Origin of the sequence: Streptomyces sp. PR69 (assembly GCF_026420845.1) — a bacterium.
Lineage (GTDB): Bacteria > Actinomycetota > Actinomycetes > Streptomycetales > Streptomycetaceae > Streptomyces.
Genome location: NZ_JAOWCB010000017.1, coordinates 1 through 25,944 on the forward strand (window position 1 = coordinate 1; position 25,944 = coordinate 25,944).

The window sequence follows — 25,944 nt, forward strand, 5'->3', positions numbered from 1 at the left end:
GACCGCCGCCCGGACGGCCGCCGCCGGGGCCGCCTGCCGAGCGGGGCGACTGCGGACGGGCCATGCCGGTGGAGCCGCCCGAGGTGAAGGGGTTGTTGCCGGGACGCGGACCGGCCGGACGGCCGCCGGGACGCGGAGCGCCCTGACCGCCGGACGGGCCGGGGCGTGCAGCGCCGCGTCCGCCGCCCTGCTGACCGCCGGACGGACCGGGGCGCGCGCCGGGACGCGGGCCGGGGGCGGCTCCCTGAGGACCGCCGGCAGGACGCGGCGCCTGGGGCGCGGGGGCCGGGGCCGCGGGGGACGAGAACTCCGCCGCGGGCGCCGGGGCGGGCTTGGCCGGCACCGGCTTGGGGCCGGGCGCGGGCCGCGGACCCGGAGCCGGGGCCTGGGAGGGGGTGCTGCTCGCCGGAGCCTCGGGGCGTGCGGCCGGCTTCGGGGCCGGTGCGCCGGGCTTCGGGGCAGCAGGACGGGCCGACTGTGCCGGGGACGGCGCGGTCGGCTTGGCAGGCGCGGCCTTACGGGGCGCGCCGGGCTTGGCAGCGGGCTTGCCGGCGGTTCCGCCGGGCCCCTGCAGCGCATCGGTCAGCTTACGTACTACGGGTGCCTCGATCGTCGAGGACGCCGAACGGACGAATTCACCGAGTTCCTGGAGCTTAGCCATGACGACTTTGCTCTCTACACCGAACTCCTTGGCGAGTTCGTATACCCGGACCTTAGCCACTTCGCTCCTTTTAGGTCCGGGTTACCGCCGGACCGTCGCTACTTCATGGGCGTACTCATCGCGTACTCATCGAGTGCTCATCGCAATCTCGACCTACTTCCGACTCGCGAGGTACCTGACCGCACGGGGTTCCGTGCCGTACTTCTTTCTTTCTTTCTTCTTCACGGCGCTGCCTCAAGCCTGCTTCACGCCTGCTTTACGCCAGCCTCAAGCCTGCTTTGCCTCAAGGGCAAGGCGCACCTCCGCGGTGTCGAGCGGTCCCCGGTGCCTGAGAGCCCGTGGAAACGCCCGGCGGCGGACCGCCATATCGAGACAGGCCAAAGCGGGATGCACATAAGCGCCCCGGCCGGGCAGCGTACCGCGATGATCGGGGACGCAGGCGTCCTCGATCGCCACGATCCGCAGCAGATCGCCCTTGGCCGCTCGCTCCCGGCACCCCACACACGTGCGCTCAGGGCATGCGCGGGCATGCGTCCGGCCAGACACGGTTAAGTCTACCTCCCCGCACCGACCTCACCCCTTTGGGGCAAAAATCGAACAGCTGATGGCTCAAAAGATCACTGTGATCCCGCCGAGCCACAACGTGATCACGGCGGGCGAGTATTCCCGAGGCGGCCGACGCCTTCATGCCGCGCCGGCCATCAGACCTCAGATCCGGCGGGAGTCCTCCGAGGTCTGCTCTGCCGACTGCTCGCCGCCGGGGCCGGTCTGACCAGCCAGTCCCGCCGGGGTGTCGGGGCGGATGTCAATGCGCCAGCCGGTCAGCCGGGCGGCCAGCCTGGCGTTCTGACCTTCCTTGCCGATCGCCAGGGAGAGCTGGTAGTCGGGGACGGTCACCCGCGCGGAGCGGGCGGCCAGATCCACGATCTCCACCTTGGAGACCCGCGCCGGGGAGAGCGCATTGGCCACCATCTCGGCCGGGTCATCCGACCAGTCCACGATGTCGATCTTCTCGCCGTGCAGCTCGCCCATCACATTGCGCACCCGGCCGCCCATCGGGCCGATGCAGGCACCCTTCGCATTCAGGCCACTGCGTGTCGAACGGACAGCGATCTTGGTGCGGTGACCGGCCTCACGGGCGATCGCCGCGATCTCCACCGAGCCGTCCGCGATCTCCGGCACCTCCAGGGCGAAGAGCTTCTTCACCAGATTGGGGTGCGTGCGGGACAGCGTGACGGACGGGCCGCGCACGCCCTTGGCCACCCGGACGACGTAGGTGCGCAGCCGCAGACCGTGCGTGTACTCCTCGCCGGGCACCTGCTCCTGCACCGGAAGGATGGCCTCCAGCTTGTCGTCCAGCTTGACGAGGACGTTCTTGGGGTCCTTGCCCTGCTGCACCTGGCCGGCGACCACATCGCCCTCACGGCGGGCGTACTCGCCGAAGGTGACGTCGTTCTCGGCGTCGCGCAGCCGCTGCTGGATCACCTGCCGGGCGGTGGTGGCTGCGATCCGGCCGAAGTCAGTCGGAGTGTCGTCGAACTCCTTGGGCTCCTGCCCCTCTTCGAGGTCCGCCGGGTCCTCCTTCGCCCACACCGTGACATGGCCGGTGTCGCGGTCGAGCACCACGCGTGCGTGGCGGCGGCTGCCCTCGGTGCGGTGATAGGCGATGAGGAGGGCCGACTCGATGGCCTCGACCAGCAGGTCGAAGGCGATCTCCTTCTCCTGTGCCAAGCCCTTCAGGAGCTTCACGTCGATATCCACGGCTACGCCTCCTCTTCCTTCGTGTTCTTGCGGCTGAATTCGATCTCCACGCGCGCCTTGGCGACATCGGCGAATTCGACCCGGCGGGCAGTGGGCTTGCGCCCCTTGACGCCCGGCACCTCCAGATCGAGGCCGTCGTCGTCCACGGTGAGAATGCGAGCCGTGAGCTCTCCGCCTTCCTTCAGCTGGAATTTCACCAGCCGGCCGACAGCGCGTACGTAGTGGCGGTGCTGGGTCAGCGGGCGGTCCGCGCCGGGGGAGCTGACTTCGAGGACGTACTCGCCCTCGCCCATCGCGTCCGTCTCGTCCAGCTTCTGGGAGATGGTGCGGCTCAGCTCCGCGCAGGCGTCCAGCTCGACGCCCTGGTCGGAGTCCACGATGATCCGCAGCATGCGGCGCCTGCCTGCCCGGGAGATCTCGATCTCTTCCAGCTCCAGGTCGGCGGCGCTGACGAGCGGTTCCAGCAGCCCGCGCAGCCTTTCGCTCTGGGTGGTGCTCATCCGGGTGACTCCTCGGCCGCGTGTGCTGTTGTGGGATCGTCGCGTGTCAGGTCAAAGGGTATCCGGTCCCAGGGGGTGTTGCCGTCCACCTCCGCCGTACCCACGGGTACGCTCGCGGGGCGGTGATGATCAAGGGCGAGGAGCATGCGTGGGGCGCACAGGCGAGGGGCGCGCGGGGGCGACGCGCAGGCGTGTCCTGGCGGTGGGCGCGGCGGCCGCGACGGCCGTGGCGGCCGGCTGTTCCTCTCCGGCCCGGGAGCCGGAGGCCCTGCCGGCCGGGATGGAAGAGGTCCGCGTCGAGGAGGCCCGGCGACGGCTGCTCGTGGCGCACAGCACGGTGCTGCGGGAGCGGTATGACGCTGTGATCGCACGCCATCCACGGCTGGCGGAGCGGCTGGGGGCGCTGCGGGAGGCGGTGGCGGAGCATGAGAAGGCGCTGCTGCCGGGGGGTGTCAGGGCGTCCGGGACACCGTCCTCCGGGGTGCCGTCTGAGGGGCCGTCCGGGGCAGCCTCGGGGGTGCCTTCCGGGGAGCCGTCCGGAATGGCGGCATCGGGGGTGCCCTCCGGAACGGCGTCTCCGTCGCCCGGCGCGGCGGCATCGGCCCCGGGGGTCGGTGTGTCGGCCGATCCCGGCACGGCGCTGAAGGAGCTGGCCGCGGCCGAACGGCGTACCTCCGACGCCTTCGCCGCAGCCCTCGTGGACGCCGAACCGGAGCTGGCGCGGCTGCTCGCGTCCGTCGCGGCGGCGGGGGCGGCGCACGCGTACCTGCTCACGCACCCACCGGCCGAGGGGGCGCGGTGAGCCCGGCGGACAGAGCCCTTCAAGCCGTGCAGGCGGCGTTGGGCGCGGAGCACGCGGCGGTGTACGGGTACGGGGTCGTCGGCGGCCGCGTCGGCGAGGACCGCGCGGCCGAGGCGCGGACCGCGTACGCGGCGCACCGGGCACGGCGGGACTCGCTCGCCCGCACGGCGCGCGACCTGGGCGGCACGCCCGACGCCGCGGCGCCCGCGTACGCCCTGCCCTTCCCGGTGCCGGACGCGGCGGCGGCCGAGCGGCTGGCCGCTGCGCTGGAGGACCGGGTGGCCGGCGTCTACTCCGACCTGGTACGGGCCGCCGAGGGCCCGCTGCGCACGGAGGCGGCCCGGGCGCTGCGGGAGGCGGCGGTCCGCGCGGTGCGGTGGCGGGGCAGCGGCGTAGCCTTTCCGGGGCTCGCCGAGCGGACCCCGAATCCTCAGCGCTGAAAGGGAACGACATACGCATGGCTTTCGAACCGCCGCAGCGGCTCGTCCGGGCACTCGCCGAGAACTACGGGGAGGCGGCGGCGGGCGAGTGGCTCGCACGGCTCCCCAAGGCCGCGCAGGCGGCGGTGGACCGGTGGCAGCTGGACGTCGAGCGGGTCCTCGCCCCCGGCGGACGGAGCAGCCTGGTGCTGCTCGTGCACACTCCGGACGGCGCGCCCGCGGCGCTGAAGGTGGTTCCGCCCTTCGCCGCGCCCGCTGCGGAGCGGGCTGCGCTGGAGCACTGGGACGGCTGGGGCGCGGTACGACTGCTGTCGTCCATGGACGAAGCGGACGGGGGCGAACCGGACGGGGGCGCCCTGCTGCTGGAGCGGCTGCACCCCGAGGTCTCGCTGCGGTCGCTGCCGGAGGCGAAGGCGCTGCTGGAGGCGGCGGGCACCGTGCGGCGGCTGTGGGTCGAGCCGCCCGCGGGGCACGGGTTCGAGACGGTGGCGGAGCGCACGGAACGGCATGCGGCGGCGATGGTCCGCCATCGGGCGGACGCATCGTTCGGCCCGCTGGTGGAGAGCGCGCTCGCCGCGCGGGCGGAACTCGTCGCGGGTGCGGACGCCGACGGCGCGGGTGCGGGTACGGGCGTGGGTGCCGGCCGCGCGGTCGAGGCGGTGCTGCTGCACGGCGACTTCCGGCAGAGCAAGGTGCTGGCGGGTGACCGTACGCCGTGGCTGGCCGTCGGGCCCGCTCCCGTCGTCGGCGAACGCGCCTACGACCTGGCCCGGCTGGCCCGCGACCGGGCCGAGGACCTGATCGCCTCGACGGCGGGCGCGGCGGGGGCGCGGCGGCGGGTGAACCGCCTGGCCGACTCCCTGGACGTCGACCGCGACCGGCTGCGGGGCTGGACCCTTTTCCGGGCGGTCGCGTCGGCCGCGCGGGCGCTGGGGGCGGGGCGAAGGAGGGACGCGGAGCTGGCGCTGGAGTTCGCGTCGTGGTTGTAGGGGGCGGAGCCGGTGTCCGCGGGTGCGGGTCCCTTTCCCACCCACCCGCCCTTGTTGGTGCAGGGGCTTCGCCCCCACACCCCGGCGGCGCTGCGCGCCGTGCGGGTTTCCCGGGCGGGCCCCTCTCCGCGGGTGCGGGCCCTTCCCCCACCCACCCGCCCTTTCTAGGTGTAGGGGCTTCGCCCCCTTACACCCCCTGGCGGCGCTGCGCGCCGCTGGGGTTCCCCGGCTGCGCCCGTCTCCGTTGGGCACGGGCTTTTCGGGCCCTCGCCGGGTGCGGGTTGCCTGTCCCTTGGGTTCCTTGGGGTGCGGGGCCTTGCCGAACCTCGGGCAGTCGGGGCCCCTCCGGGCTCACCTCCTCAAGGCCGGCGGCGTGACCGCCCTTGTCAGGGTCACCCCGGTCTTGCCGCCGGTCCTCTGCGGGGGCGACCCTGCACGGCCCCTCCGCCCCAGACGGGCCGACTGCCCCGGCGTCCCCGCACCCGACAGGATGCGAGTCCCCCCTCACCCGCGCCTGACGGGGTGCCGGCCCCCCCACCCACCCGCCGCACCCGACGAGGTGCTGGAAACGTGGGGGTCCCCCCACCCCCCAGGGCGAAGGGGGAAAGCGGGAGGGACAAGCACCCGCCCGGGCCACGGGCGGCCCGCACGGGCGGGAAGCCGCAACCCCGGGGCACCCCGCCCCGCACCCGGCGGAGTGCCGGACCCCCCACCCACCTACCCGCCCGCACCCGGCGGAGCACTGGAAACGTGGGGCCCCCCACGCCCCCAGGGCGAAGGGGGAGGACGGGAGGGACAAGCACCGGCCCGGGCCGCGGGCGACCCGCACGGAAGGGCAGCCATGACCCCAGGGCACCCCGGCCCGCACCTTGTGGGGTGCTGGAAACGTGGGGGTCCCCCCACGCCCCCAGGGCGTAGGGGGAGGGTGGCCGGGAGAGGTACCGGCCCGGGCCGCGGGTAACCCGCACGGATGGGCGGCTGTGCCTCGGGGCACCCCAGCCCCGCGCCCGGCGGAGTGCCGGACCCCCACCCCACCCACCCGCACCCGGCGAGGGACGGGAAGGGCACCTGCCCGGGCCATGGGTGACCCGCACGTGTGGGCGGCCGCAGCCCGGAGGCTCCCCGCGGCCCCCCCGTCACACCGTGAGCCGCGCCACCGCCTCGTCGAGGGGGAGTTCTACGCGCTCGCCCGTCCGGCGGTCCTTCAGTTCGAGGACGCCCTCCGCCGCGCGGCGGCCCGCGACGAGGATGTGCGGGACGCCGATGAGTTCCGCGTCGGTGAACTTCACGCCAGGGGAGACGCCCGCGCGCTCGTCCACCAGCACCCGCAGCCCCGCCCCGGCCAGGCGGTCGGCTGCCTGAAGGGCCAGCTCGGTCTGGAGCGCCTTGCCGGCGGCGACGATGTGGACGTCCGCGGGGGCGATCTCCCGCGGCCAGCACAGGCCCTTGTCGTCGGCGGACTGCTCGGCGAGCGCGGCCACCGCGCGGGAGACGCCGATGCCGTAGGAGCCCATCGTCACACGCACGGGCTTGCCGTTCTGTCCCAGGACGTCGAGCTGGAAGGAGTCCGCGTACTTGCGGCCCAGCTGGAAGATATGGCCGATCTCGATCGCCCGGTCCAGCTTCAGGCCGGCCCCGCACGCGGGGCACGGGTCGCCCTCCTCGACGACGACCACGTCGAGGTAGTCGTCGACGTCGAAGTCCCGCCCGCATACGACGTTCTTCGCATGGGTGTCGGGCTTGTTGGCGCCGGTGATCCACGCGGTGCCGGGGGCCACCCGCGGGTCGGCGATATAGCGGACCTTCTCCAGGCCCTGCGGGCCGACATAGCCGCGGACCAGGTCCGGACGGTCCGCGAAGTCGTCCGCGGTGACCAGCTCGACCTCCGCCGGGGCGAGGTGCTCGCCCAGCTTGCCGAGGTCGACCTCGCGGTCGCCGGGCACGCCGACCGCGACGATCTCGCCGTCGACCTTGACGAGCAGGTTCTTCAGGGTGGCCGAGGCCGGCACGCCCAGGTGCTCGGCGAGGGACTCGATGGTCGGCGTGTCGGGGGTGTCCAGCTCCTCGGCCGGCCCGTGCCCCTCGCCGGTCACCGGCTTCAGGGCGAAGGTGACGGCCTCGGTGTTGGCCGCGTAGTCACAGGCGGGGCAGTCGACGAAGGTGTCCTCGCCCGCGGGCGCGGGCGCGAGGAACTCCTCCGACTTGGAGCCGCCCATCGCGCCCGCCACCGCGGAGACGATGCGGTAGTCGAGGCCGAGTCGCTCGAAGATCCGCTGGTAGGCGGCGCGGTGCAGCGCGTAGGACTCGGCCAGCCCCTCGTCGGTCGTGTCGAAGGAGTAGGAGTCCTTCATCTGGAACTCGCGGCCGCGCAGCACACCGGCACGGGGCCGCGCCTCGTCCCGGTACTTGGTCTGGATCTGGTAGAGGATCACCGGCAGGTCCTTGTAGGACGTGCACTGGTCCTTCACGGTCTGGGTGAAGATCTCCTCGTGCGTGGGGCCGAGGAGGTAGTCCGCGCCCTTGCGGTCCTTCAGGCGGAACAGCAGGTCGCCGTACTCGTCGTAGCGGCCGCTCGCCTCGTACGGCTCCTTCGGCAGCAGTGCGGGCAGCAGCACCTCCTGCGCGCCGATGGCGTCCATCTCCTCGCGTACGACGCGCGTGATGTTCTCCAGGACCTTCTTGCCGAGCGGCAGCCAGGACCAGACGCCCGCGGAGGTCCGGCGGACGTAGCCCGCGCGGACCAGCAGCTTGTGGTTGAGGGTCTCGGCGTCCGCCGGGTCGTCGCGCAGTGTCTTGACCATCAGACGGGACATGCGCTGGACCTGGGACATGGTGAACTCCTGCTCGGAAGGTGTGGAGTACAGGAGGTTAGCCGGGGCACGCCGCCGGGCGGAAATCAGTTCCCGCGCCGCAGGGGCAGCGGCGCGCCCATCACCGCGTAGGGGCTGGGCGCGCTGGGGAACAGCACCTGGCGGGCGAGGTCGGTGTAGCCGAGGCTGCGGTAGAGCGCGCGGGCGGGGCTTTCGACGTCGATGGCGGACAGGATGGAGCGCGGCTGGTCGGCGTCGTCGGTGAGGGAGGTGATCAGCGAGCGGCCGATGCCCCGCCCCTGGAAGTCGGGGTGCACATGGAGCTCGGTGATCACGAAGGAGTCGTCGAGCCAGTCGTCCGTGCCGGAGGCGCGCAGATAGGGTTCGACGACGGTCGACCACCAGTGGGTGCGGTCGTTGGGCATGCCGTAGACGAAGCCGACGAGCCGTCCCGTCTCGGTGGTCGCGCCCAGCGCGCGGGCGCCGGGGCTGAGCAGATGCCGCAGCACGATGTAGCGGCGCACCTCGATCTCTTCCTCGCTCAGGCCGAAGGCGAGGGCTTGGACCGCGAGGGCCTCGTCGACCCGGGCGGCCAGTTCGAGCGGTCCGATCACTACATCTGCCATGCGGGAACCCTACTTCGCGCCGCCGAAGCCCAGAACGGCGCGCCCAGAACGGCCCGCCCGGAACAGCAGGCCCGGAACAGCAGGCCCGGAACAGTCGGCTCATCAGCCGCTCAGAACAGCACGCTCATAAAGGCTCCGACCTCCCGGAAGCCGACGCGCCGGTATGCGGCCCTGGCCGCGGTGTTGTAGTCGTTGACATACAGGCTGACCACCGGGGCGACATCAGCGAGGGCGTAGCGGAGCACCGCGGCCATCCCTGTTTCGGAGAGCCCTCGGCCGCGGTATTCGGGGTCGACCCAGACTCCTTGGATCTGGCAGGCCTGGTCGGTGGCCGCACCGATCTCCGCCTTGAAGATCACTTTGCCGTCGTCGATGCGGGCGAAGCACCGGCCCGCGCCGACGATTTCCGCGACCCGCGCCTGATAGAGCAGTCCGCCGTCGCCGGCGAGCGGCGAGACGCCGACCTCTTCGGTGAACATCGCCACGCACGCCGGCATGATCACGTCGAGTTCGTCCTTGCGGATGCGGCGGACGCGGGGGTCGGGCCGGACGTCCGCGGGGAGCTGGTCCGCGACCATCAGGGGCTGATGGGGCCGTACGTCACGGGCGGGGCCCCAGCTGGATTCGAGCAGCCGCCACAGCTGGGCGGTGGGCTCTGCGGGGCCGACGATGGACGAGCAGCGGCGGCCTGTTCTGCGGGCGCGGTCGGCGAAGGCGCGCACCGCGTCCGGGGTGGCGCAGATGGGCACGAGATTGGCGCCGGAGTAGCAGAGGGAGCGCAGCCGCCCTTCCGCGTACCAGCCCCACATCTCCCCGCCGAGACGCCAGGGGTCGAGTCCGGCGACCTGGACGCGCGAGGTGACGAAAGCATTCTCTACGGGCTCGCTCTCCAGGATGGCGAGCGCGGCCCCGAGGTCGCTGGGGTCGAGGACCCGGGTGGTGGTGTGCGTCAACACGAGGGTGGCTCCAACGCTCCTTCGGGGCGGCGGCACAGCGTCCTGCTCGCTGTCGGCGTCGCCGCGTGCCAGTTCGGCACCGGTCAGGGCTTGACCGTCGCGTCGCTTGCGAGAAGCCCCTCGTGGGCGGAGGCACAAGGTCTGCTGATCTGTCGAACTGTACCCGGAGATGGCCCGCAGCACCTCATGCACGGGGAACCGGGACCCTGTCCATGACCAGGCCGGGGTCCCGGTCCGGGGCCGCGCGCGGCGGTGTCAGCCGCAGTGTCAGCCGCGGTGTCAGCTGATGGAGACCTGGGGTTCGCCGGAGGCGACGCCGTCCTTCTCCATCTGCTCGGCGATCTTCAGCGCCTCTTCGATCAGCGTCTCGACGATCTTCGACTCGGGGACGGTCTTGATGACCTCGCCCTTGACGAAGATCTGGCCCTTGCCGTTGCCGGACGCCACGCCGAGGTCGGCCTCGCGCGCCTCGCCTGGGCCGTTGACGACGCAGCCCATGACGGCGACGCGCAGCGGCACCTCCATGCCCTCCAGACCGGCGGTGACCTGGTCGGCGAGCTTGTAGACATCGACTTGGGCGCGTCCGCAGGAGGGGCAGGAGACGATCTCCAGCCGGCGCTGGCGGAGATTCAGCGACTCCAGGATCTGGATGCCGACCTTGACCTCCTCGGCGGGCGGGGCGGACAGCGAGACGCGGATGGTGTCGCCGATGCCCTCCGACAGCAGCGCGCCGAAGGCGACGGCCGACTTGATGGTGCCCTGGAAGGCCGGGCCGGCCTCGGTGACGCCGAGGTGGAGCGGGTAGTCGCACTGCGCGGCCAGCTGCCGGTAGGCGTTGACCATCACCACCGGGTCGTTGTGCTTGACCGAGATCTTGATGTCGCGGAAGCCGTGCTCCTCAAACAGGCTCGCCTCCCACAGCGCGGACTCCACCAGCGCCTCGGGGGTGGCCTTGCCGTACTTCTCCAGCAGCCGCTTGTCCAGCGATCCGGCGTTGACGCCGATGCGGATGGGGGTGCGGGTCTCGGACGCCGCCTTGGCGATCTCCTTGACCTTGTCGTCGAACTGCTTGATGTTGCCCGGGTTCACCCGGACCGCCGCGCAGCCCGCGTCGATGGCGGCGAACACATACTTGGGCTGGAAGTGGATGTCCGCGATGACGGGGATCTGGGACTTCTTGGCGATCGTCGCCAGCGCGTCCGCGTCATCCTGGGTGGGGCAGGCCACCCGTACGATCTGGCAGCCGGACGCGGTCAGCTCCGCGATCTGCTGGAGGGTCGCCCCGATGTCGGAGGTGCGGGTGGTGGTCATCGACTGCACCGAGACGGGCGCGTCCCCTCCGACGGCCACCGAGCCGACCTGGATCTGCCGGCTCACCCGCCGGTCGGCGAGCTTGGCCGGGACGGACGGCATACCGAGTGAAATCGCAGTCATCTGCTGTGCAACCCCAAGGTGTGGAACGAGGTCCCGAATCGGCGCGGGCTCCGGCTTCTGAGATTACGGCACTCAGCTGACAGCGGGCACATCGCGGGGGAAAGACTCGCCCAAAGGGCGGGCGGCCGGACACCGGGCGTGTCCGGCCGCCGCGGAGCGGGCAGCCTCAGCTGATCTTGACCGGTTTCCTCAGCTGATCTTGACGGGGTTGACGATGTCGGCGACCAGCACGAGCAGTGTGAAGCAGATGAAGATCCCGGCGACGACATAGGCGACCGGCATCAGCTTGGCCACGTCGAACGGGCCCGGGTCGGGACGCCGGAAGACCCTGGCGACATTGCGGCGTACGGACTCCCAGAGCGCCCCCGCGATATGCCCGCCGTCCAGCGGAAGCAGCGGAAGCATATTGAACAGGAAGAGGGAGAGGTTGAAGCCGGCCAGCAGCATCAGGAAGGTGGCGACGATGTTCTGGGCTGGCACGTCGAGGTTGAGCACCTCGCCGCTGATCCGGGCGGCTCCGACGACGCCGACCGGGGAGTCGTCCTTGCGCTCGCCGTCGTTGAAGGCGGCGTTCCACAGGTCGGGGATCTTGGACGGGATGGCGACGACCGCTTCGACGCCGTTCTCCATCATGTCGCCCATGCGGTCGACGGACTCGGTGAAGGACAGCGGCAGGATCTCGGTCTTCGCGGCGAACCCGAGATAGCCGGCCTTGACGAACTCCCCGGAGACCACTTCGCCGTCGGCGTCCTTCTTGGCGACCAGGTTCTCCAGGAGGCTGGCTTTGAGGACCTGCTCCCGGCCGTCACGCTCCACGGTGATCGTGGCGGGGCCGATGGTGTCGCGGATACGGCTGGAGAGCGTGTCCCAGTCGTGGACCGGGGCGCCGTTGAAGGCGACGATCTTGTCGCCCTCCGTGAGCCCGGCGGCGTGGGCGGGTGAGACGGGGTCGCCGGCGGCGCAGGTGTCGCGCTCCTCGCTCTGGGCGATGACGCACTTCTGCACGCCCGCGACCTCGGTGGTCTGGGTGGCGAAGCCGAAGGTCATCGCGACGCCCATGAAGATCGCGACGGCGAGCACCAGATTCATGAAGGGGCCCGCGAACATCACGATCACGCGCTTCCACGGCTTGCGCGTGTAGAACAGCCGCTTCTCGTCGCCCGGCTGGAGCTCTTCGTAGGCGGCGGTGCGGGCGTCCTCGATCATGCCGCGCCAGGGCGAGGTGGAGCGGGCCTCCAGCTTGCCGTCGTCGCCGGGCGGGAACATCCCGATCATCCGGATATAGCCGCCCATGGGGATGGCCTTGATGCCGTACTCGGTCTCGCCCCTGCGGCGCGAGAACAGGGTGGGGCCAAAGCCGACCATGTACTGCGGCACGCGGATGCCGAAGAGCTTGGCGGTGGAGAGATGGCCCAGCTCGTGCCACGCGATCGAGAAGAGCAGCCCCACGGCGAAGAGCGCTATTCCGAGGACCGTCAACAGAATCGTCATGCGCGAGCCTCCGCCGGCTGTGCCGCGTCGTCGCCTACTGCGCCGCCGCTGTACTTGGCTGCTGTCTCCCGGGCCCGGGCGCGCGCCCAGGCATCCGCTTCGAGGACGTCGGCCACGGTGAGGGAGGTTCCCTGCGCGTGCTGTGCGGGAGAGCCGTGCGCGGCGACGACCTCGGTGACCGTATCCATGATGGCGTTGAACGGCAGCCGTCCGGACAGAAACGCCTCCACGCACACCTCGTTCGCGGCGTTGAACACGGCGGGGGCGGTGCCGCCCAGCTCGCCGACATGCCGGGCGAGCGCCACGGAGGGGAAGGCCTCGTCGTCGAGCGGGAAGAACTCCCAGGTCGAGGCGGTGGACCAGTCGAAGGCGGGGGCCGCGTCGGGGACTCGGCCGGGCCAGCCGAGGCCGACGGCGATGGGCCCGCGCATATCGGGCGGGGTGGCCTGGGCGAGGGTGGAGCCGTCGGTGAACTCCACCATGGAGTGAACGTACGACTGGGGGTGGACGACGACCTCGATGCGGTCGAAGGGGATGTCGTAGAGCAGATGGGCCTCGATGACCTCAAGCCCCTTGTTGACGAGCGTCGCGCTGTTGACGGTGATGACCGGGCCCATCGCCCAGGTGGGGTGGGCGAGCGCGTCCTCAGGGGTGACATGCGCCAGCTGCTCGCGGCTGCGGCCGCGGAAGGGCCCGCCGGAGGCGGTGACGACGAGCTTGCGGACGTCGGCCCTGGCGCCTGCGGCGAGCGCCTGGAAGAGGGCGGCGTGCTCGGAGTCGACGGGGATGATCTGCCCGGGCTTCGCGGCGGCCTTGACCAGCGGGCCGCCCACGATCAGCGACTCCTTGTTGGCCAGGGCGAGCGTGCGGCCCGCTTCGAGGGCCGCCAGCGTGGGGCCGAGGCCGATGGAGCCGGTGATGCCGTTGAGCACCGTGTGGCACGGCGAGGCGGCCAGCTCGGCGGCGGCGCCGGGCCCCGCGAGGATCTCGGGCTGCGGTTCGGAGCCGTACTGCCCGGCCAGCGCCTCCCGCAGCGCGGGGAGCGCGCCCTCGTCGGCCACGGCGACCGCGTCGACGCGCAGCCGCCGTGCCTGCTCGGCGAGGAGCCCCACCCGGCCGCCCGCGGCGGACAGGGCGGTCACCCGGAAGCGGTCGGGGTTGCGCAGGACCAGATCGATGGCCTGCGTGCCGATGGACCCGGTGGAGCCGAGGACGACCACGGACCGGCGGCCTTCGGTCGTGTCGAAGACGGTATGCGGGTCTGCGAGAGGGGCTGGGCTGTCGCTCATGCCCCCCATTCTTGCCGCATCCGCTGTGCGTCCGGACACCACTCCCCGCGAAACGCCACTCCCGGGGGTGGTGCCTGACGGTGTCCGGTCGCCGGGCCCCGGCGCGCCGCGGTCAGCGGATCGGACGGTGGACGTTCTCGCGCTGGGAGGGCCCGGGGGCGGCGTCGGCGATCCAGGGGCCTTCGCCGCTGGGGTCGACGACGCCCTCTTCGAGCCAGGTGTGGTCCCCGGACAGCACGCTTCTGACGACCTTGCGGTCCAGCTCGTCGGTGTTGGTCCACAGCCGGTCGAAGAGCTCCTCGACGCGGATGCGGGCCTGCCGGCAGAAGGCGTCGGCCAGTTGGTACGCCGCGCGGCCGTGGTCGCCCTGGGTGCGCAGCAGCTCGGCGCGTACGCAGGCGGCGCTCATCGCGAACAGCTCCGCGCCGATGTCCACGACCCGGCCGAGGAAGCCCTGTTTGGTCTCCATGCGGCCCTGCCAGCGGGACATGCCGAGGAAGGTGGCGCGGGCGAGCCGGCGCGCGCCGCGTTCGACATAGCGCAGATGGGGGGCGAGCGCGCCGAACTCGGCGTAGGCGCGCGGGAGCTGGCCCCGGCCCGCGACCAGCTTGGGGAGCCAGCGGGCGTAGAAGACGGCGGCGTTTGCCCCCGCCTTGGCCTTGGCCGACATCGGCTTGTCCGGGTCGATGATGTCTCCGGCGACCGCGAGGTGGGCGTCGACGGCCTCGCGGGCGATCAGCAGATGCATGATCTCCGTCGAGCCCTCGAAGATCCGGTTGATGCGCAGATCGCGCAGCATCTGCTCGGCGGGCACGGCCTTCTCCCCGCGCGCCGCCAGGGACTCGGCGGTCTCGAAGCCCCGGCCGCCGCGGATCTGGACCAGCTCGTCCGCCATCAGCCAGGCCATCTCGGAGCCGTACAGCTTGGCCAGCGCGGCCTCGATGCGGATGTCGTTGCGGTCTTCGTCGGCCATCTGGGAGGAGAGGTCGAGGACCGCCTCCAGGGCGAAGGTGGTGGCCGCGATGAAGGAGATCTTGGAGCCGACGGCCTCGTGTTTGGCGACGGGCTTGCCCCACTGTTCGCGGACCGCCGACCACTCGCGGGCGATCTTCAGACACCACTTGCCCGCGCCGACGCACATGGCGGGCAGGGAGAGCCGGCCGGTGTTGAGCGTGGTCAGGGCGATCTTGAGGCCGGCGCCCTCGGGGCCGATGCGGTTGGCGGCGGGGACGCGCACCCGGTGGAAGCGGGTGACGCCGTTTTCGATGCCGCGCAGGCCCATGAAGGCGTTGCGGTTCTCGACGGTGATGCCCTCGCTCCCGGCCTCCACCACGAAGGCGGTGATGCCGCCCTTGTGGCCCTCGGACTTCGGCACCCGGGCCATGACGACGAGCAGATCGGCGACGACGCCGTTGGTGGTCCAGAGTTTGACGCCGTCGAGGATGTAGTCGTCCCCGTCGGGCACGGCCGTGGCGGCCATCCGCGCCGGGTCGGAGCCGACGTCGGGTTCGGTGAGCAGGAAGGCGGAGATGTCGGTGCGGGCGCAGCGCGGCAGGAACGCGTCCCGCTGCTCCTGGGTGCCGAACAGTTTCAGCGGCTGCGGTACGCCGATCGACTGATGTGCGGACAGCAGCGCGCCGACGGCCGGGTTCGCGGAACCGACGAGCGCGAGCGCCTTGTTGTAGTACACCTGGGTGAGGCCGAGCCCGCCGTACTTGGTGTCGATCTTCATGCCGAGCGCGCCGAGTTCCTTGAGCCCGTCGATCACCGCGTCGGGGATGCGGGCCTCGCGTTCGATCAGCGCGCCGTCGATCTTCGTCTCGCAGAAGTCGCGCAGCTTGGCGAGGAACTCCTCGCCGCGCTGGACGTCCTCGTCCGCGGGCAGCGGGTGAGGGTGGATCAGGTCCAGCCGGAAGCGGCCCAGGAACAGCTCCTTGGCGAAGCTGGGTTTGCGCCAGCCCTGCTCGCGGGCGGCCTCGGCGACCTGGCGCGCTTCGCGTTCGCTGACCTTGGGAGCCGCGTCGGGCTGCGACCTGTCGGGCCTGTCGGGCCTTTCGAGCCTGTCGAGTGGTGCGGACATGAGGTTCACCTCGCCGCGAGTCGGAGTGGACTTACCAGCCGGTGCTACTCGTTCGTAGTACCCAAATTCCGGCGGGTCCACCAGTGCGCGTACGCCGCTTGCCGCGTGCGGCCGGATGAGGGCGCGCGAAGGTGCGGGGAGGTGTACGGGGGTGTACGGGGGTGCACAGAGCGGGTTGTACGGAGGGGGTTGTACGGAGGGATGTGCGAGCACGGCCTGAGCCCCCGCACAGTGGGCTCAGGCCGTGGGTCTTTTCGGGGACCGGCGGGCTTACAGCGCCAGACCGGTCAGCACGAGCACCCGCTCGTAGGTGTAGTCGTCCATCGCGAAGCGCACGCCCTCACGGCCGACGCCGGACTGCTTGACGCCGCCGTACGGCATCTGGTCCGCGCGGTAGGAGGGCACATCGCCGACGATGACGCCGCCGACCTCCAGAGCGCGGTGGGCGCGGAAGGCGGTCTGCACATCGTGGGTGAACACGCCCGCCTGCAGGCCGTACTTGGAGTCGTTGACCGCGGCGAACGCGGCCTCCTCGCCGTCGGCCCGCTGGACGGTGAGCACCGGGCCGAAGACCTCCTCGCAGGCGAGGGTGACATCGGACGGCACCTCGGCCAGCACGGTCGGGGCATAGGACGCGCCGTCGCGCTTGCCGCCGGCGAGCAGCTTGGCGCCGGCCCGCACCGCCTCCTCGACCCAGGCCTCGACCCGCTTGGCGGCGTCCTCGCTCACCAGCGGGCCGACATCGGTGGCCGGGTCGGACGGGTCGCCGGTGACCTGCTTCTCGACGGCCGCGACGATCTTCGGCACCAGCCGCTCGTACAGCGAGGCGTCGGCGATGACGCGCTGGACGGAGATACAGGACTGACCGCCCTGGTAGTTGGAGAAGGTGGCGATGCGGTTCGCCGCCCAGTCCAGGTCCTCGTCGCGTGCGAAGTCGGCGAGGACGACGGCGGCGCCGTTGCCGCCGAGCTCCAGGGTGCAGTGCTTGCGCGGCACCGAGTCCATGATCGCGTAGCCGACCTTGTCGGAGCCGGTGAAGGAGATGACGGGGAGGCGCTCATCCTGCACAAGTGCGGGCATGCGGTCGTTCTCCACCGGCAGGACCGACCAGGAGCCCGCGGGCAGCTCGGTCTCGGCGAGCAGTTCGCCGAGGAGCAGCCCGGACAGCGGGGTGGCGGGCGCGGGCTTGAGGATGATCGGCGCGCCGACGGCGATCGCCGGGGCGATCTTGTGGGCGCACAGGTTCAGCGGGAAGTTGAACGGCGCGATGCCGAGGACGACGCCCTTGGGGAAGCGGCGGGTGAGGGCGAGACGGCCCTGGCCGCCCGCGTCGGTGTCCAGGCGCTGGGCCTCGCCGCCGTTGAAGCGGCGGGCCTCCTCGGCCGCGAAGCGGAACACGGAGACGGCGCGGCCGACCTCGCCGCGCGCCCACTTGACGGGCTTGCCGTTCTCGGCGGAGATCAGCTGGGCGATCTCCTCGGTGCGCTCGACGAGACGGCGCGAGACATGGTCGAGGGCGGCGGCGCGGACATGGGCCGGGGTGGCGGCGAACTCGTCCCGTACGGCGTGGGCGGCGGCCACCGCCTCCTCGACCTGGGCGTCGGTGGGCACGGAGACCGTGCCGACGATCCGGCCGTCCCAGGGGGAGGTGACGTCAAAGGAGGTCTCGCCGGTGGCCTGGCGGCCGGCGAGCCAGAAGGCGTGGGTGGAAGTCATTGTGCGGTCCCGGCCCTTCCGGAGGTAGCGGGGGGTTGTCTGTGCCCACCGTAGGACCGGGGCGGACGGTGTGGGTTTATCCGGCGTGGAGTGGTCGACGGGGCTGATCCGCCGGTTCGGCAGATACGGCGCGCTCCGTCAGGCGTCAGGCGCGCCGCTCGGTGCTGACGATGAGGCAGACGCCCGCCACGACGACGGCGCCTCCCAGCAGAATGGGCCAGGTCAGCGCCTCGTTCAGGACGAGCGCGCCGAGGAGGACCGCGACGACCGGATTGACATAGGCGTAGGTGGCGACCAGCGAGAGCGGGGCGGTCTGCAGAAGCCAGGCGTACGCCGTGAACGCGAGCAGTGAGCCGAAGAGGACCAGATAGCCGAGGGCGGTCCAGGAGCGGGCGGAGAAGGCGGTGACGTCCAGGCCGAGGTGTTCGCCGCGGACCAGTCCGACGAGCAGGCAGCCCAGGCCGCCGAAGACCATCTCGTACGCGCTGGCGGTGAACGCGTTGGAGGGCATCGGGATCCGGGAGGAGGTGAAGGAGCCCGCCGACCACATGACGGTCGCGGCGATCACGGTGAGAACGCCGCCGATGCGGACCTCGCCGCTGAGACCGGGGAGGGTGAGGACCGCCAGCCCGCCGAGGCCGAGCAGGACGCCCAGATACGCGCCGGCGCCGGGCCGCTCGCCGAAGGCGGTGCGCAGCAGCACGACCCAGGCCGGTACGACGGCGATGAGCAGCGCGGCGAGGCCGGAGGGCACGGAGGTCTCGGCGAGGACCACGAGCCCGTTGCCGCCGAGGAGCAGCAGCGCTCCGACGACGGCGGTGGAGGCGAGCTGGGCGCGGGTCACCTTCAGCACGGCCGGCCCGCGCCGCCAGGCGAGCAGCGCGCCGAGGGCGAGCCCGGCGACGGTGAACCGGAATCCTGCGGACAGGAAGGGCGGCATGGTCTCCACGACCACCCGGATGCCGAGGTAGGTGGACCCCCAGACCACGTACACGATCGCGAGGGCGGCCCAGACGGCCGCCCCGCCCGTGCGGCGGCGGGCGGGGCCAGGGGGTATGGATGAGTGCGCCGTAGCGACGGCAGGACGTGTCATGCGCCGGAGAATATGGATCAGGAGCGCCAAACAGCAAAGAATTTGCCCGAGTTCGGGCAGGATCAGGGAAGTCGGGGCGCCGTCAGCGGGATGGAGCGCCGTCGCCTGTGGCCTTGAGCGCCAGCCAGAGCTCCATGCGGACGTCCGGGTCGTCCAGTGAGCGGCCGAGGATCTCCTCGACGCGGCGCATCCGGTAGCGCAGGGTGTGGCGGTGGACGCCCAGATCCGCGGCGGCCGCGTCCCACTGGCCATGGCGGGAGAGCCAGGCACGCAGGGAGGCGACGAGGTCCCCGCGGCCGGTGGCGTCGTGTTCGTAGAGGGCGCGGAGCATGCCGTCGGCGAACGCGCGGACCGCGTCGTCCGCGAGCAGCGGCAGGATCGAGCCCGCGGACAGCTCGTCGTGCTCGACGAGGGCGCGGCCGCGGCGGCGGGCGACCGAGAGCGCCTGCTCGGCCTGCTTGTACGCGCCTGCGGCGGCGATCGGGCCGGTGGGCGCGGAGAGCCCGACGACGGCCTGGGCCTCTTCGGCGTCCTGGCCCGCGCAGGCGGCGGCCACCGCTGTGACGACCGCGCCGCCGTCCACGGCGAGGACGACCAGCCGGTCGTCGCGCTCCGGCACCGCCAGCACGGTCTCGCCCGCCCGGGCGGCGGCCGACTCCACCGACTCGGCGAAAGCGTGCAGCGGGCGGGCGTCGGCGGGGGCGGCGGGCGCCGTGGGCGCGGGGGGTTCGGCGGGCTCGGCGATCAGCAGCCGGAAGGGGGCGTCGAGGAGCGATCCGTACAGATCTCCCGCGACCGCGCGGGCGTGGTCCTGCTGACCGGCCAGCAGCATGCGCAGCACGGCGGCGCCGAGCCGCTGTTCGGCGGCCTGGAGCGAGCGGGACCGCTCCGTGGTCAGGGTGAGCAGGGCGACGGCGGAGTGGACGGCGTACCGCTCCGCCGTGCCCAGCGGCGCGCCGGTGCCGACGGCGAGAGCGCCGCGGACCCGGCGTCCGGTGCCGAGCGACTGCAGCTCCACGCGGTCGTCCGCGTCTCCGACGACCGCGCTGACCGGCGCGGGGCGGTCACGCAGCCGCTCCACATCCGCGGTGAGCCGGGCGGCCCTGCGCTGCGCCCACTCCGGGGCGACGGCCAGCACGGCCCCCGACGCGTCGTACACCGCCGCCCAGCCGTCGACATGCGCGGCCAGCCGGGCGACGACCGCGGCCGGGCCCTCCGCGAGCGCGGCGCGGGTCAGCTCGCGCTGGGCCTCGAAGCCCGCGGTGACGGCGCGGTACTGGTCGGCGGCGATGGCCGCGGAGACGGCCTTGCTGATGGCGAGGAAGGGGGTGCGGCGGGGGACGGCGAGCAGCGGGAAGTCCTCCTCCTTCGCCGCCTCCACCAGCGCGTCGGGGATGTCGTCGTAGTACACGCCGACGGCGAATCCGAGCCCGACGACGCCCGCGGCGGCGAGCCGCCGGACATAGCGGCGCATGGCGTCGCGGTCCTCCGCGTCCAGCTTCATCGCGGTGACGAGCAGCAGCTCGCCGCCTTCCATATACGGCACCGGGTCGGCCAGCTCGCTCACATGCGCCCACCGCACGGGCCTCTCCAGCTGCCCGTGCCCGGCGCGGACGGTGAGCTTGAGCGCGGAGTGCTGGAGGAGGGAGGCGAGGGTGGGGGGCATGGGGGTGCGCTTCCGGGGGAGACGGCGGCTTTTGCGCCGTCCTGTATGAACGGCCTACCCCGATTCTGCCAGGTCGTAGGACTCCCGGGGGGACGGTGCGGGGGGTCTCGAAACTGGGGGCTGCGCCACATCCCAGCCCCGCCGGCGTTTGAGGCGCGGGGGTACGGGGCGGAGCCCCCGGTTCGGGGGCGGGCGCGGATCACCCCCGCAAGTTCACCAGCAGCGGCGGCGTATGGTCCCCGTGCACCGTCGTCAGAGACAGCACCGCGTGCCCCGCGGGCAGCCCGTGCGACAGGTCGGAGGCCGACCACCGCGGGCGCTCCACCTCGCGGACGGTGACCGCCTGGGCCGTGGCCGCCTTGCCGGTGGCCAGGCGGCGCATCAGGTGCAGGGCCTTGGTGAGGGGCTCGTCGGAGACGATCTGGCGGTCGGTGACATCGCGGGTCTGGACCCACTCCGTGCCCCAGGTCTCCGCGAACCGCCCGCCGTCCCACGGAGCGACCCCGGCGAACGCCATCCGGCAGCCGACCGCGCCGAGGAGCGGATCCCGCAGCGGCTCGGGCACGTCCTCCAGGGTGCGCAGGGCGAGCAGCACGCCGGCGTTGGCCGAGCGGAGCCGCTGGATCGCGCGGACGGAGTCGGCGGTGACGGTGTGGGTCGCGTCGTCGAGGACGAGGCAGGCGAACAGGGAGCGGTCCGACCTGGTCAGCGCGGCCTCGGTGAACTGGGCGAGCACCAGGCGCGCGACGATCCTGGAGGCTTCCGCGTGCCCTCGCTCCGGCAGGTCGATGCGGACCCGCAGGGGATGCTCGACCGCCCGCAGGGAGAAGGGGCGGCCGCCGCCGTCCGTACGGAAGAAGTCGGCGAAGGCGGGCCGGTCGAGGAAGGCGATCCGCTCGGCGAGGAGGACGCCGATGTCGTCGGCGCGGGCCGACTGCCGCTCGCGGGCGTCCAGTTCCCTCAGCTGCGCTGCGGCGCCGGGGGCGGCGGACTTCTCCAGAGCGGACCGCAGCTCGCCCACGGCCGCGGGCGCGCCCGCGAGGAGGTCGCGCAGCTCCGGCACCCCGGGGAAGGAGCCGTGGACGCACTGGTAGGGGCCGATCAGCTGGGCGAGCGCGGTCGCGGCGCGCCGGCTGTCGGCGACGAGGTCGCCGACGAGCGCCTCGGCGAGGGTGCGGGCCGCTTCGTCGGGGTCCTCGGCCCCGCCGTACAGATCGAGGTCGTGTGTGGAATCGGGCCGGCCGACGCCGATGACGAGGTCGAAGGCGTCGTCGGGGGCGAGCCCGGAGCCGTACTCGGTGACGGCGACGACCGCGGCGCGGTTGGCCAGCGCGAGGAGGCACAGGGATTCGACGACCGGCCGCACCAGACGCACGCTCTTGCCGGAGCCGGACGGCCCCACGGCCAGCAGGGAGGTGCCCAGCAGCGCGGGCTCCAGGGCGAGCCCGGTGGTGCGGCGGGCGTAGGGGTTGCGGGGGTCGTCCGCGACCGTGCCGATCCTCACCTGCGCGGTGGCCAGGTCGTGTGTCGCGCCGCGCACGGGCAGGTCCCGCATCCCCGAGGGGTGGGCGCAGGCGGCCGGCCCGCGGGTGCGCACGGCGTCCGTGAACGCGGCCAGCCGCTCGGGGCTGGCGTGGACGCCCTGCCAGGCGCGGCGGATGCGCGCGTAGTCGACGTCGCCGAGTGTCCCGGCGTGCGTCGCCTCGGTGAGCCGGGCGGCGGCCTCGGCCAGCCCGGCCGCGCGCAGCTCCGGCCAGTCCGCCGGATCGGGCTCCCCCTTGGGCGGCGGCGGGACGGCGGGCCGCCGGTCGGAGCGCCGGGCGTAGCGCTGGACGAAGCGCCGCCAGATCTCCGGGACATGGCCGATCCGGGCGAAGAAGACGAGGAGTCCGCCGCCGACGAGGGTGTAGTACGTGTAGCTGGCGAACGCCCAGAGGGACGGCTCGGAGCGCCAGGAGTCGGGGGTGAGGGCGAGGAGCGGCCAGATCCAGTAGCGGCCCAGATAGCCGTTCCACAGCAGCGACCACAGCAGCCAGCCGCTGAGCAGGGCGATCAGCGCCCCTGCGAAGAGCCGCCTGGCCGGTACGGGCTCCGGCTCCTCCGCCGGGCGCGGGCGGTGGCCGAAGCGCCATACGCCCGGTTCGGCCTCCGGCCGGGGGGTCCGCAGCCACTCGACGGCTCCCGGCCGGGTCATGGGCGCATGCGCGGGCGGTGCGGGGGGCGTCGGCAGACCGGGCGCGGACGGCGGCGGGGCCGCGGGGCGTGGCGGCGCCGGCGGGGCGGCAGGCCGCGGGAACTGCGAGTCCCGGGTGCCGCATGTGTCGGATGTGCCGTCGGACGTGCCGTCGGAATTCATGAACCCTGCCCCCTGACCAGCCAGGCCCGCCGTGTGCATCCGTCAATCTAGTGCCCCGTCAGGGGGAGTTCACCGATCCCCGGCCCTGACCCGGCCGCGTCGCCGGCCGGAACACGGAACGGAACGCCGACCGGAACGCCGACCGGAACGGCTGCGGAGCACCGGCCGGGCGTTCGGGTGACACTCCGCCGCGGACAAGGACACAAGCCCAACACTCCCGAACGGAGCATGCCCGGCCGAAGTGCCCGCGCCTAGCCTGCGAGACAGAAGCAATGCGTCCGGAAGATCCCAGGAGCCCCTCATGACCGCAATCCCGCAGGAGCGCCGCGTCGTCACCGCCATCCCCGGCCCGAAGTCCCAGGAGCTTCAGGCCCGCCGTACCGCCGCGGTCGCCGGTGGTGTGGGGTCCGTGCTGCCCGTCTTCACCGCCCGCGTCGGCGGCGGCGTCGTCGAGGACGTGGACGGCAACCGTCTGATCGACTTCGGCTCCGGCATCGCCGTGACCAGCGTCGGCGCCTCCGCGGAAGCCGTCGTTCGCCGGGCGTCCGCGCAGCTCGCCGACTTCACCCACACCTGTTTCATGGTCACGCCGTACGAGGGCTATGTGGAGGTCTGCGAGCAGCTGGCCGAGCTGACCCCGGGCGACCACGCGAAGAAGTCCGCGCTGTTCAACTCGGGCGCGGAGGCCGTGGAGAACGCGGTCAAGATCGCCCGCGCGCACACCAAGCGGCAGGCCGTGGTGGTGTTCGATCACGGGTACCACGGGCGCACCAATCTGACGATGGCGCTGACCTCGAAGAACATGCCGTACAAGCATGGCTTCGGCCCGTTCGCGCCCGAGGTGTACCGGGTGCCGGTGGCCTATGGCTACCGCTGGCCGACCGGCCCGGACAACTGCGGTCCGGAGGCCGCGGCCCAGGCGATCGACCAGATCTCCAAGCAGGTCGGCGCGGACAATGTGGCCGCCATCGTGATCGAGCCGGTCCTCGGCGAGGGCGGCTTCATCGAGCCGGCGAAGGGCTTCCTGCCCGCCCTCGCGCAGTTCGCCAAGGACAACGGCATCGTCTTCGTCGCCGATGAGATCCAGTCCGGCTTCTGCCGCACCGGCCAGTGGTTCGCCTGCGAGGACGAGGGCGTCGTCCCGGACCTGATCACCACCGCCAAGGGCATCGCAGGCGGTCTGCCGCTGGCCGCCGTGACCGGCCGCGCCGAGATCATGGACGCCGCGCACCCCGGCGGCCTCGGCGGCACCTACGGCGGCAACCCGGTGGCCTGCGCCGGGGCCCTGGGCGCGATCGAGACCATGAAGGAGCTCGACCTCAACGGCAAGGCCAAGCGGATCGAGGAGGTCATGAAGGGCCGCCTGGCCGCCATGGCCGAGAAGTTCGACGTGATCGGCGACATCCGCGGCCGCGGCGCGATGATCGCGATCGAGCTGGTGAAGGACCGCGGCACCAAGGAGCCCGCGCCCGAGGCCGCCGCCGCGCTCGCCAAGGCGTGCCACGCGGCGGGCGTGCTGGTGCTCACCTGCGGCACGTACGGCAATGTGCTGCGCTTCCTGCCGCCGCTGGTGATCGGCGAGGACCTGCTGAACGAGGGCCTGGACGTCATCGAGCAGGCGCTCGCCGGGCTCTGAGCCGTGGCCGTTCCGATCGGTTCCGGGCCGGAACCGATCGGGCGCGGCGCGGCTCACCGGTGATTGGTGAAGAAGCTGTGGGGGGCCGATGGCGGGTTGGAGATCCGGCTGTCGGTCACCCCGGCCGCTGACGTACGGTTCCTGCAGATGAGAGAAACACCCCGTCCGCAGGGGACTGCGGGCGATGCCAGGGCGGAGCCTCCCCAGCCCCGGCCTGGCGGTGCCATTGCGCACACCGTCGGAGCCTTGTGTTCCGGAACTCCTCACCGATCGGACGGCCGCCCGCCCCAAACCCCCCGGGGCGCGCGGTGCACCGGTCAGGCCGGCTTCCCCGGAACCACCCCCCCTGTTCCGGGGAAGCCGGCTCTTCTCGGCCCTCTCCGCCGTCCCGCCCTGCTCGTCCTTCTCGGATGTGCGGCCCTCTTCGCGCTGGTCACCTGGCAGGTGGCCGCCCATGGGCCGCTGCGCTCCGCCGACGAACGCCTCGGCAGGTCGCTCTTCGGCCGTGGCCCGGCCTCCGTCACCGAACTCCTCGCCGACCTGGGCAGCATGACGGTCGCCCTTCCCGTTCTCGCGGCGGCGATCGCGTATGCGCTCTGGCGCGGCCGCGACTGGCCGCGGGCGCTCGCCGCCGCCCTCGCCATGGCCGCCGTGCCCGCTCTCGTCATTCCCCTGAAGCTGTGGATCGCCCGCCCCGGGCCGCTGGAGCCCGGCACCGGCTGGTACCCGTCGGGGCATACGGCCACGGCGGCGGTGGCGTACGGGGCGGCGGCCCTGCTGCTCGCCCCGTACACGGGCCGCCGGCTGCGGCGATGGACGATGGCCGCCGCCGGGGCGCTGACACTGGCGACGGGCGCCGGTCTGGTGCTGCGCGGCTACCACTGGCCGCTGGATGTGGTCGGCAGCCTGTGCCTGTGCGGGGTGCTGCTGGTGTTGTTGCGCCTGGCGCAGGGGCGGACGACGCTCCTTTGACGACGCCACTTTGACGACACCACTTTGACGACACGGCCCAGGCCGCCGAAGCAGGAGCTGAAGTCCTTCACGGCGGCCTCCGGTCAGCCCTCGCCCTCCCTGCTGATCGACGCTGCCGCCTCGTGCATGGCCAGCTCCAGCAGCGACGGGTCGTTGAGCGTGCCCGCGCCGTCGGGCAGGACCAGCCAGCGCACGGTGCCCGCGGTTCCCTTGGCCGGGTGCGGCACGACGATCCATGTGCCCTTGCCCGCGCCGCGTACACCCGTGCCGAGCCAGCGGGCGGCGGTGCCCGGCGGCACGAAGTACCCGATGCGGGAGTCGCCGAAGTCGGCGAGCACGGGACCCGGCCGCTCCACCAGCCGGGTGAGCACATCGAGGGCCGGATAGCCGAGTTCCCCCGGCAGGATCAGCACATCCCAGAGCCGGCCGGCCGGGAGGAGAGCGACACCCAGGGGGTTGCGCTCCCACTCCCAGCGGCAGGCGTCGGGGTCGGGCGCCGCCGACACCAGCCATTCCACCGCCGTTTTGACTCCCGGGCCTGTCATCGTCCCCGTCTCCCATCCGTGTGTGCTGCATGGGTGCTGCACGGGGAGAGAGCAGGGTGGGCCCGGACTATGACGCGGGTTCAGCTGCCGATGCGCAGTGAACTGGGTCACACAGAAAGGA

At 72.6% G+C, this 25,944-nt stretch carries 21 protein-coding genes; 5 read left to right on the forward strand and 16 right to left on the reverse strand.

Annotation, left to right across the window (positions count from 1 at the left end; all coding sequences use genetic code 11):
* The 4 genes from OF819_RS17780 to rimP form a co-directional block, all read right to left on the reverse strand.
* Positions 1 to 721, reverse strand: a 721-nt coding sequence (locus tag OF819_RS17780) for a translation initiation factor IF-2 N-terminal domain-containing protein (protein WP_267244552.1), incomplete at its 3' end; no start/stop codon positions are given.
* Positions 722 to 928: 207 nt separating this feature from the next.
* Positions 929 to 1,207, reverse strand: coding sequence for a YlxR family protein (locus OF819_RS17785; protein ID WP_267244553.1), 279 nt, complete (start codon positions 1,205 to 1,207; stop codon positions 929 to 931).
* A gap of 162 nt (positions 1,208 to 1,369) precedes the next feature.
* Positions 1,370 to 2,422, reverse strand: a complete 1,053-nt coding sequence (nusA, locus tag OF819_RS17790) for a transcription termination factor NusA (RefSeq protein WP_267244554.1) — start codon at positions 2,420 to 2,422, stop codon at positions 1,370 to 1,372.
* A gap of 2 nt (positions 2,423 to 2,424) precedes the next feature.
* The gene (gene rimP, locus OF819_RS17795) at positions 2,425 to 2,922 is read right to left on the reverse strand and encodes a ribosome maturation factor RimP (RefSeq protein ID WP_267244555.1); all 498 of its coding nucleotides are present in this window, start codon (positions 2,920 to 2,922) and stop codon (positions 2,425 to 2,427) included.
* A gap of 148 nt (positions 2,923 to 3,070) precedes the next feature.
* Between rimP and OF819_RS17800 the strand changes: the two genes are divergently transcribed.
* The 3 genes from OF819_RS17800 to OF819_RS17810 are packed head-to-tail and all read left to right on the forward strand — an operon-like array spanning position 3,071 to position 5,153.
* A complete protein-coding gene (locus OF819_RS17800) occupies positions 3,071 to 3,724 on the forward strand; it encodes a hypothetical protein (RefSeq protein WP_267244556.1) in 654 nt (217 codons plus the stop codon).
* Complete coding sequence (locus OF819_RS17805; RefSeq protein ID WP_267244557.1) at positions 3,721 to 4,164, forward strand: DUF4439 domain-containing protein; 444 nt, start codon at positions 3,721 to 3,723, stop codon at positions 4,162 to 4,164. The genes OF819_RS17800 and OF819_RS17805 overlap by 4 nt, the downstream gene beginning before the upstream one ends.
* Positions 4,165 to 4,181: 17 nt before the next feature.
* On the forward strand, positions 4,182 to 5,153 hold the full coding sequence (locus OF819_RS17810; RefSeq protein WP_267244558.1) for an aminoglycoside phosphotransferase family protein: 972 nt from the start codon (positions 4,182 to 4,184) through the stop codon (positions 5,151 to 5,153).
* A 1,136-nt stretch (positions 5,154 to 6,289) separates the two neighbouring features.
* Here the strand turns inward: OF819_RS17810 and OF819_RS17815 are convergent.
* The 11 genes from OF819_RS17815 to OF819_RS17865 form a co-directional block, all read right to left on the reverse strand.
* Positions 6,290 to 7,984 carry a proline--tRNA ligase gene (locus OF819_RS17815; protein ID WP_267244559.1) on the reverse strand — a complete coding sequence of 565 codons (1,695 nt, stop codon included), beginning with the start codon at positions 7,982 to 7,984 and terminating at the stop codon, positions 6,290 to 6,292.
* A 65-nt stretch (positions 7,985 to 8,049) separates the two neighbouring features.
* Positions 8,050 to 8,589, reverse strand: coding sequence for a GNAT family N-acetyltransferase (locus OF819_RS17820; protein ID WP_267244560.1), 540 nt, complete (start codon positions 8,587 to 8,589; stop codon positions 8,050 to 8,052).
* A 110-nt stretch (positions 8,590 to 8,699) separates the two neighbouring features.
* Positions 8,700 to 9,545, reverse strand: coding sequence for a GNAT family N-acetyltransferase (locus OF819_RS17825; RefSeq protein ID WP_267244561.1), 846 nt, complete (start codon positions 9,543 to 9,545; stop codon positions 8,700 to 8,702).
* A 279-nt stretch (positions 9,546 to 9,824) separates the two neighbouring features.
* Positions 9,825 to 10,979 (reverse strand): flavodoxin-dependent (E)-4-hydroxy-3-methylbut-2-enyl-diphosphate synthase, encoded by a 1,155-nt coding sequence (gene ispG / locus OF819_RS17830; protein WP_267244562.1) that lies wholly within the window; start codon positions 10,977 to 10,979, stop codon positions 9,825 to 9,827.
* A gap of 189 nt (positions 10,980 to 11,168) precedes the next feature.
* Positions 11,169 to 12,470, reverse strand: a complete 1,302-nt coding sequence (locus tag OF819_RS17835) for a M50 family metallopeptidase (protein WP_267244563.1) — start codon at positions 12,468 to 12,470, stop codon at positions 11,169 to 11,171.
* Positions 12,467 to 13,759, reverse strand: coding sequence for a 1-deoxy-D-xylulose-5-phosphate reductoisomerase (gene dxr, locus OF819_RS17840; protein ID WP_267244564.1), 1,293 nt, complete (start codon positions 13,757 to 13,759; stop codon positions 12,467 to 12,469). The genes OF819_RS17835 and dxr overlap by 4 nt, the downstream gene beginning before the upstream one ends.
* A gap of 112 nt (positions 13,760 to 13,871) precedes the next feature.
* Complete coding sequence (locus tag OF819_RS17845; RefSeq protein WP_267244565.1) at positions 13,872 to 15,839, reverse strand: acyl-CoA dehydrogenase family protein; 1,968 nt, start codon at positions 15,837 to 15,839, stop codon at positions 13,872 to 13,874.
* A 270-nt stretch (positions 15,840 to 16,109) separates the two neighbouring features.
* On the reverse strand, positions 16,110 to 17,555 hold the full coding sequence (locus tag OF819_RS17850; protein WP_267244566.1) for an aldehyde dehydrogenase family protein: 1,446 nt from the start codon (positions 17,553 to 17,555) through the stop codon (positions 16,110 to 16,112).
* Positions 17,556 to 17,700: 145 nt separating this feature from the next.
* Entirely contained in the window at positions 17,701 to 18,648 is a 948-nt protein-coding gene (locus tag OF819_RS17855; RefSeq protein WP_267244567.1) for an EamA family transporter, read from the reverse strand.
* An 82-nt stretch (positions 18,649 to 18,730) separates the two neighbouring features.
* Positions 18,731 to 20,314 (reverse strand): PucR family transcriptional regulator, encoded by a 1,584-nt coding sequence (locus OF819_RS17860; RefSeq protein WP_267244568.1) that lies wholly within the window; start codon positions 20,312 to 20,314, stop codon positions 18,731 to 18,733.
* A gap of 199 nt (positions 20,315 to 20,513) precedes the next feature.
* A complete protein-coding gene (locus OF819_RS17865) occupies positions 20,514 to 22,670 on the reverse strand; it encodes an ATP-binding protein (RefSeq protein ID WP_416370563.1) in 2,157 nt (718 codons plus the stop codon).
* A gap of 301 nt (positions 22,671 to 22,971) precedes the next feature.
* On the opposite strand from OF819_RS17865, the gene gabT reads away from it, so the two are divergent.
* On the forward strand, positions 22,972 to 24,306 hold the full coding sequence (gene gabT / locus OF819_RS17870; RefSeq protein ID WP_267244570.1) for a 4-aminobutyrate--2-oxoglutarate transaminase: 1,335 nt from the start codon (positions 22,972 to 22,974) through the stop codon (positions 24,304 to 24,306).
* 147 nt (positions 24,307 to 24,453) lie between these two features.
* Positions 24,454 to 25,278 carry a phosphatase PAP2 family protein gene (locus tag OF819_RS17875; RefSeq protein WP_267244571.1) on the forward strand — a complete coding sequence of 275 codons (825 nt, stop codon included), beginning with the start codon at positions 24,454 to 24,456 and terminating at the stop codon, positions 25,276 to 25,278.
* An 83-nt stretch (positions 25,279 to 25,361) separates the two neighbouring features.
* Here OF819_RS17875 and OF819_RS17880 read toward each other — a convergent pair whose 3' ends face one another.
* The gene (locus tag OF819_RS17880; protein WP_267244572.1) at positions 25,362 to 25,823 is read right to left on the reverse strand and encodes a hypothetical protein; all 462 of its coding nucleotides are present in this window, start codon (positions 25,821 to 25,823) and stop codon (positions 25,362 to 25,364) included.
* Positions 25,824 to 25,944: the final 121 nt, after the last annotated feature.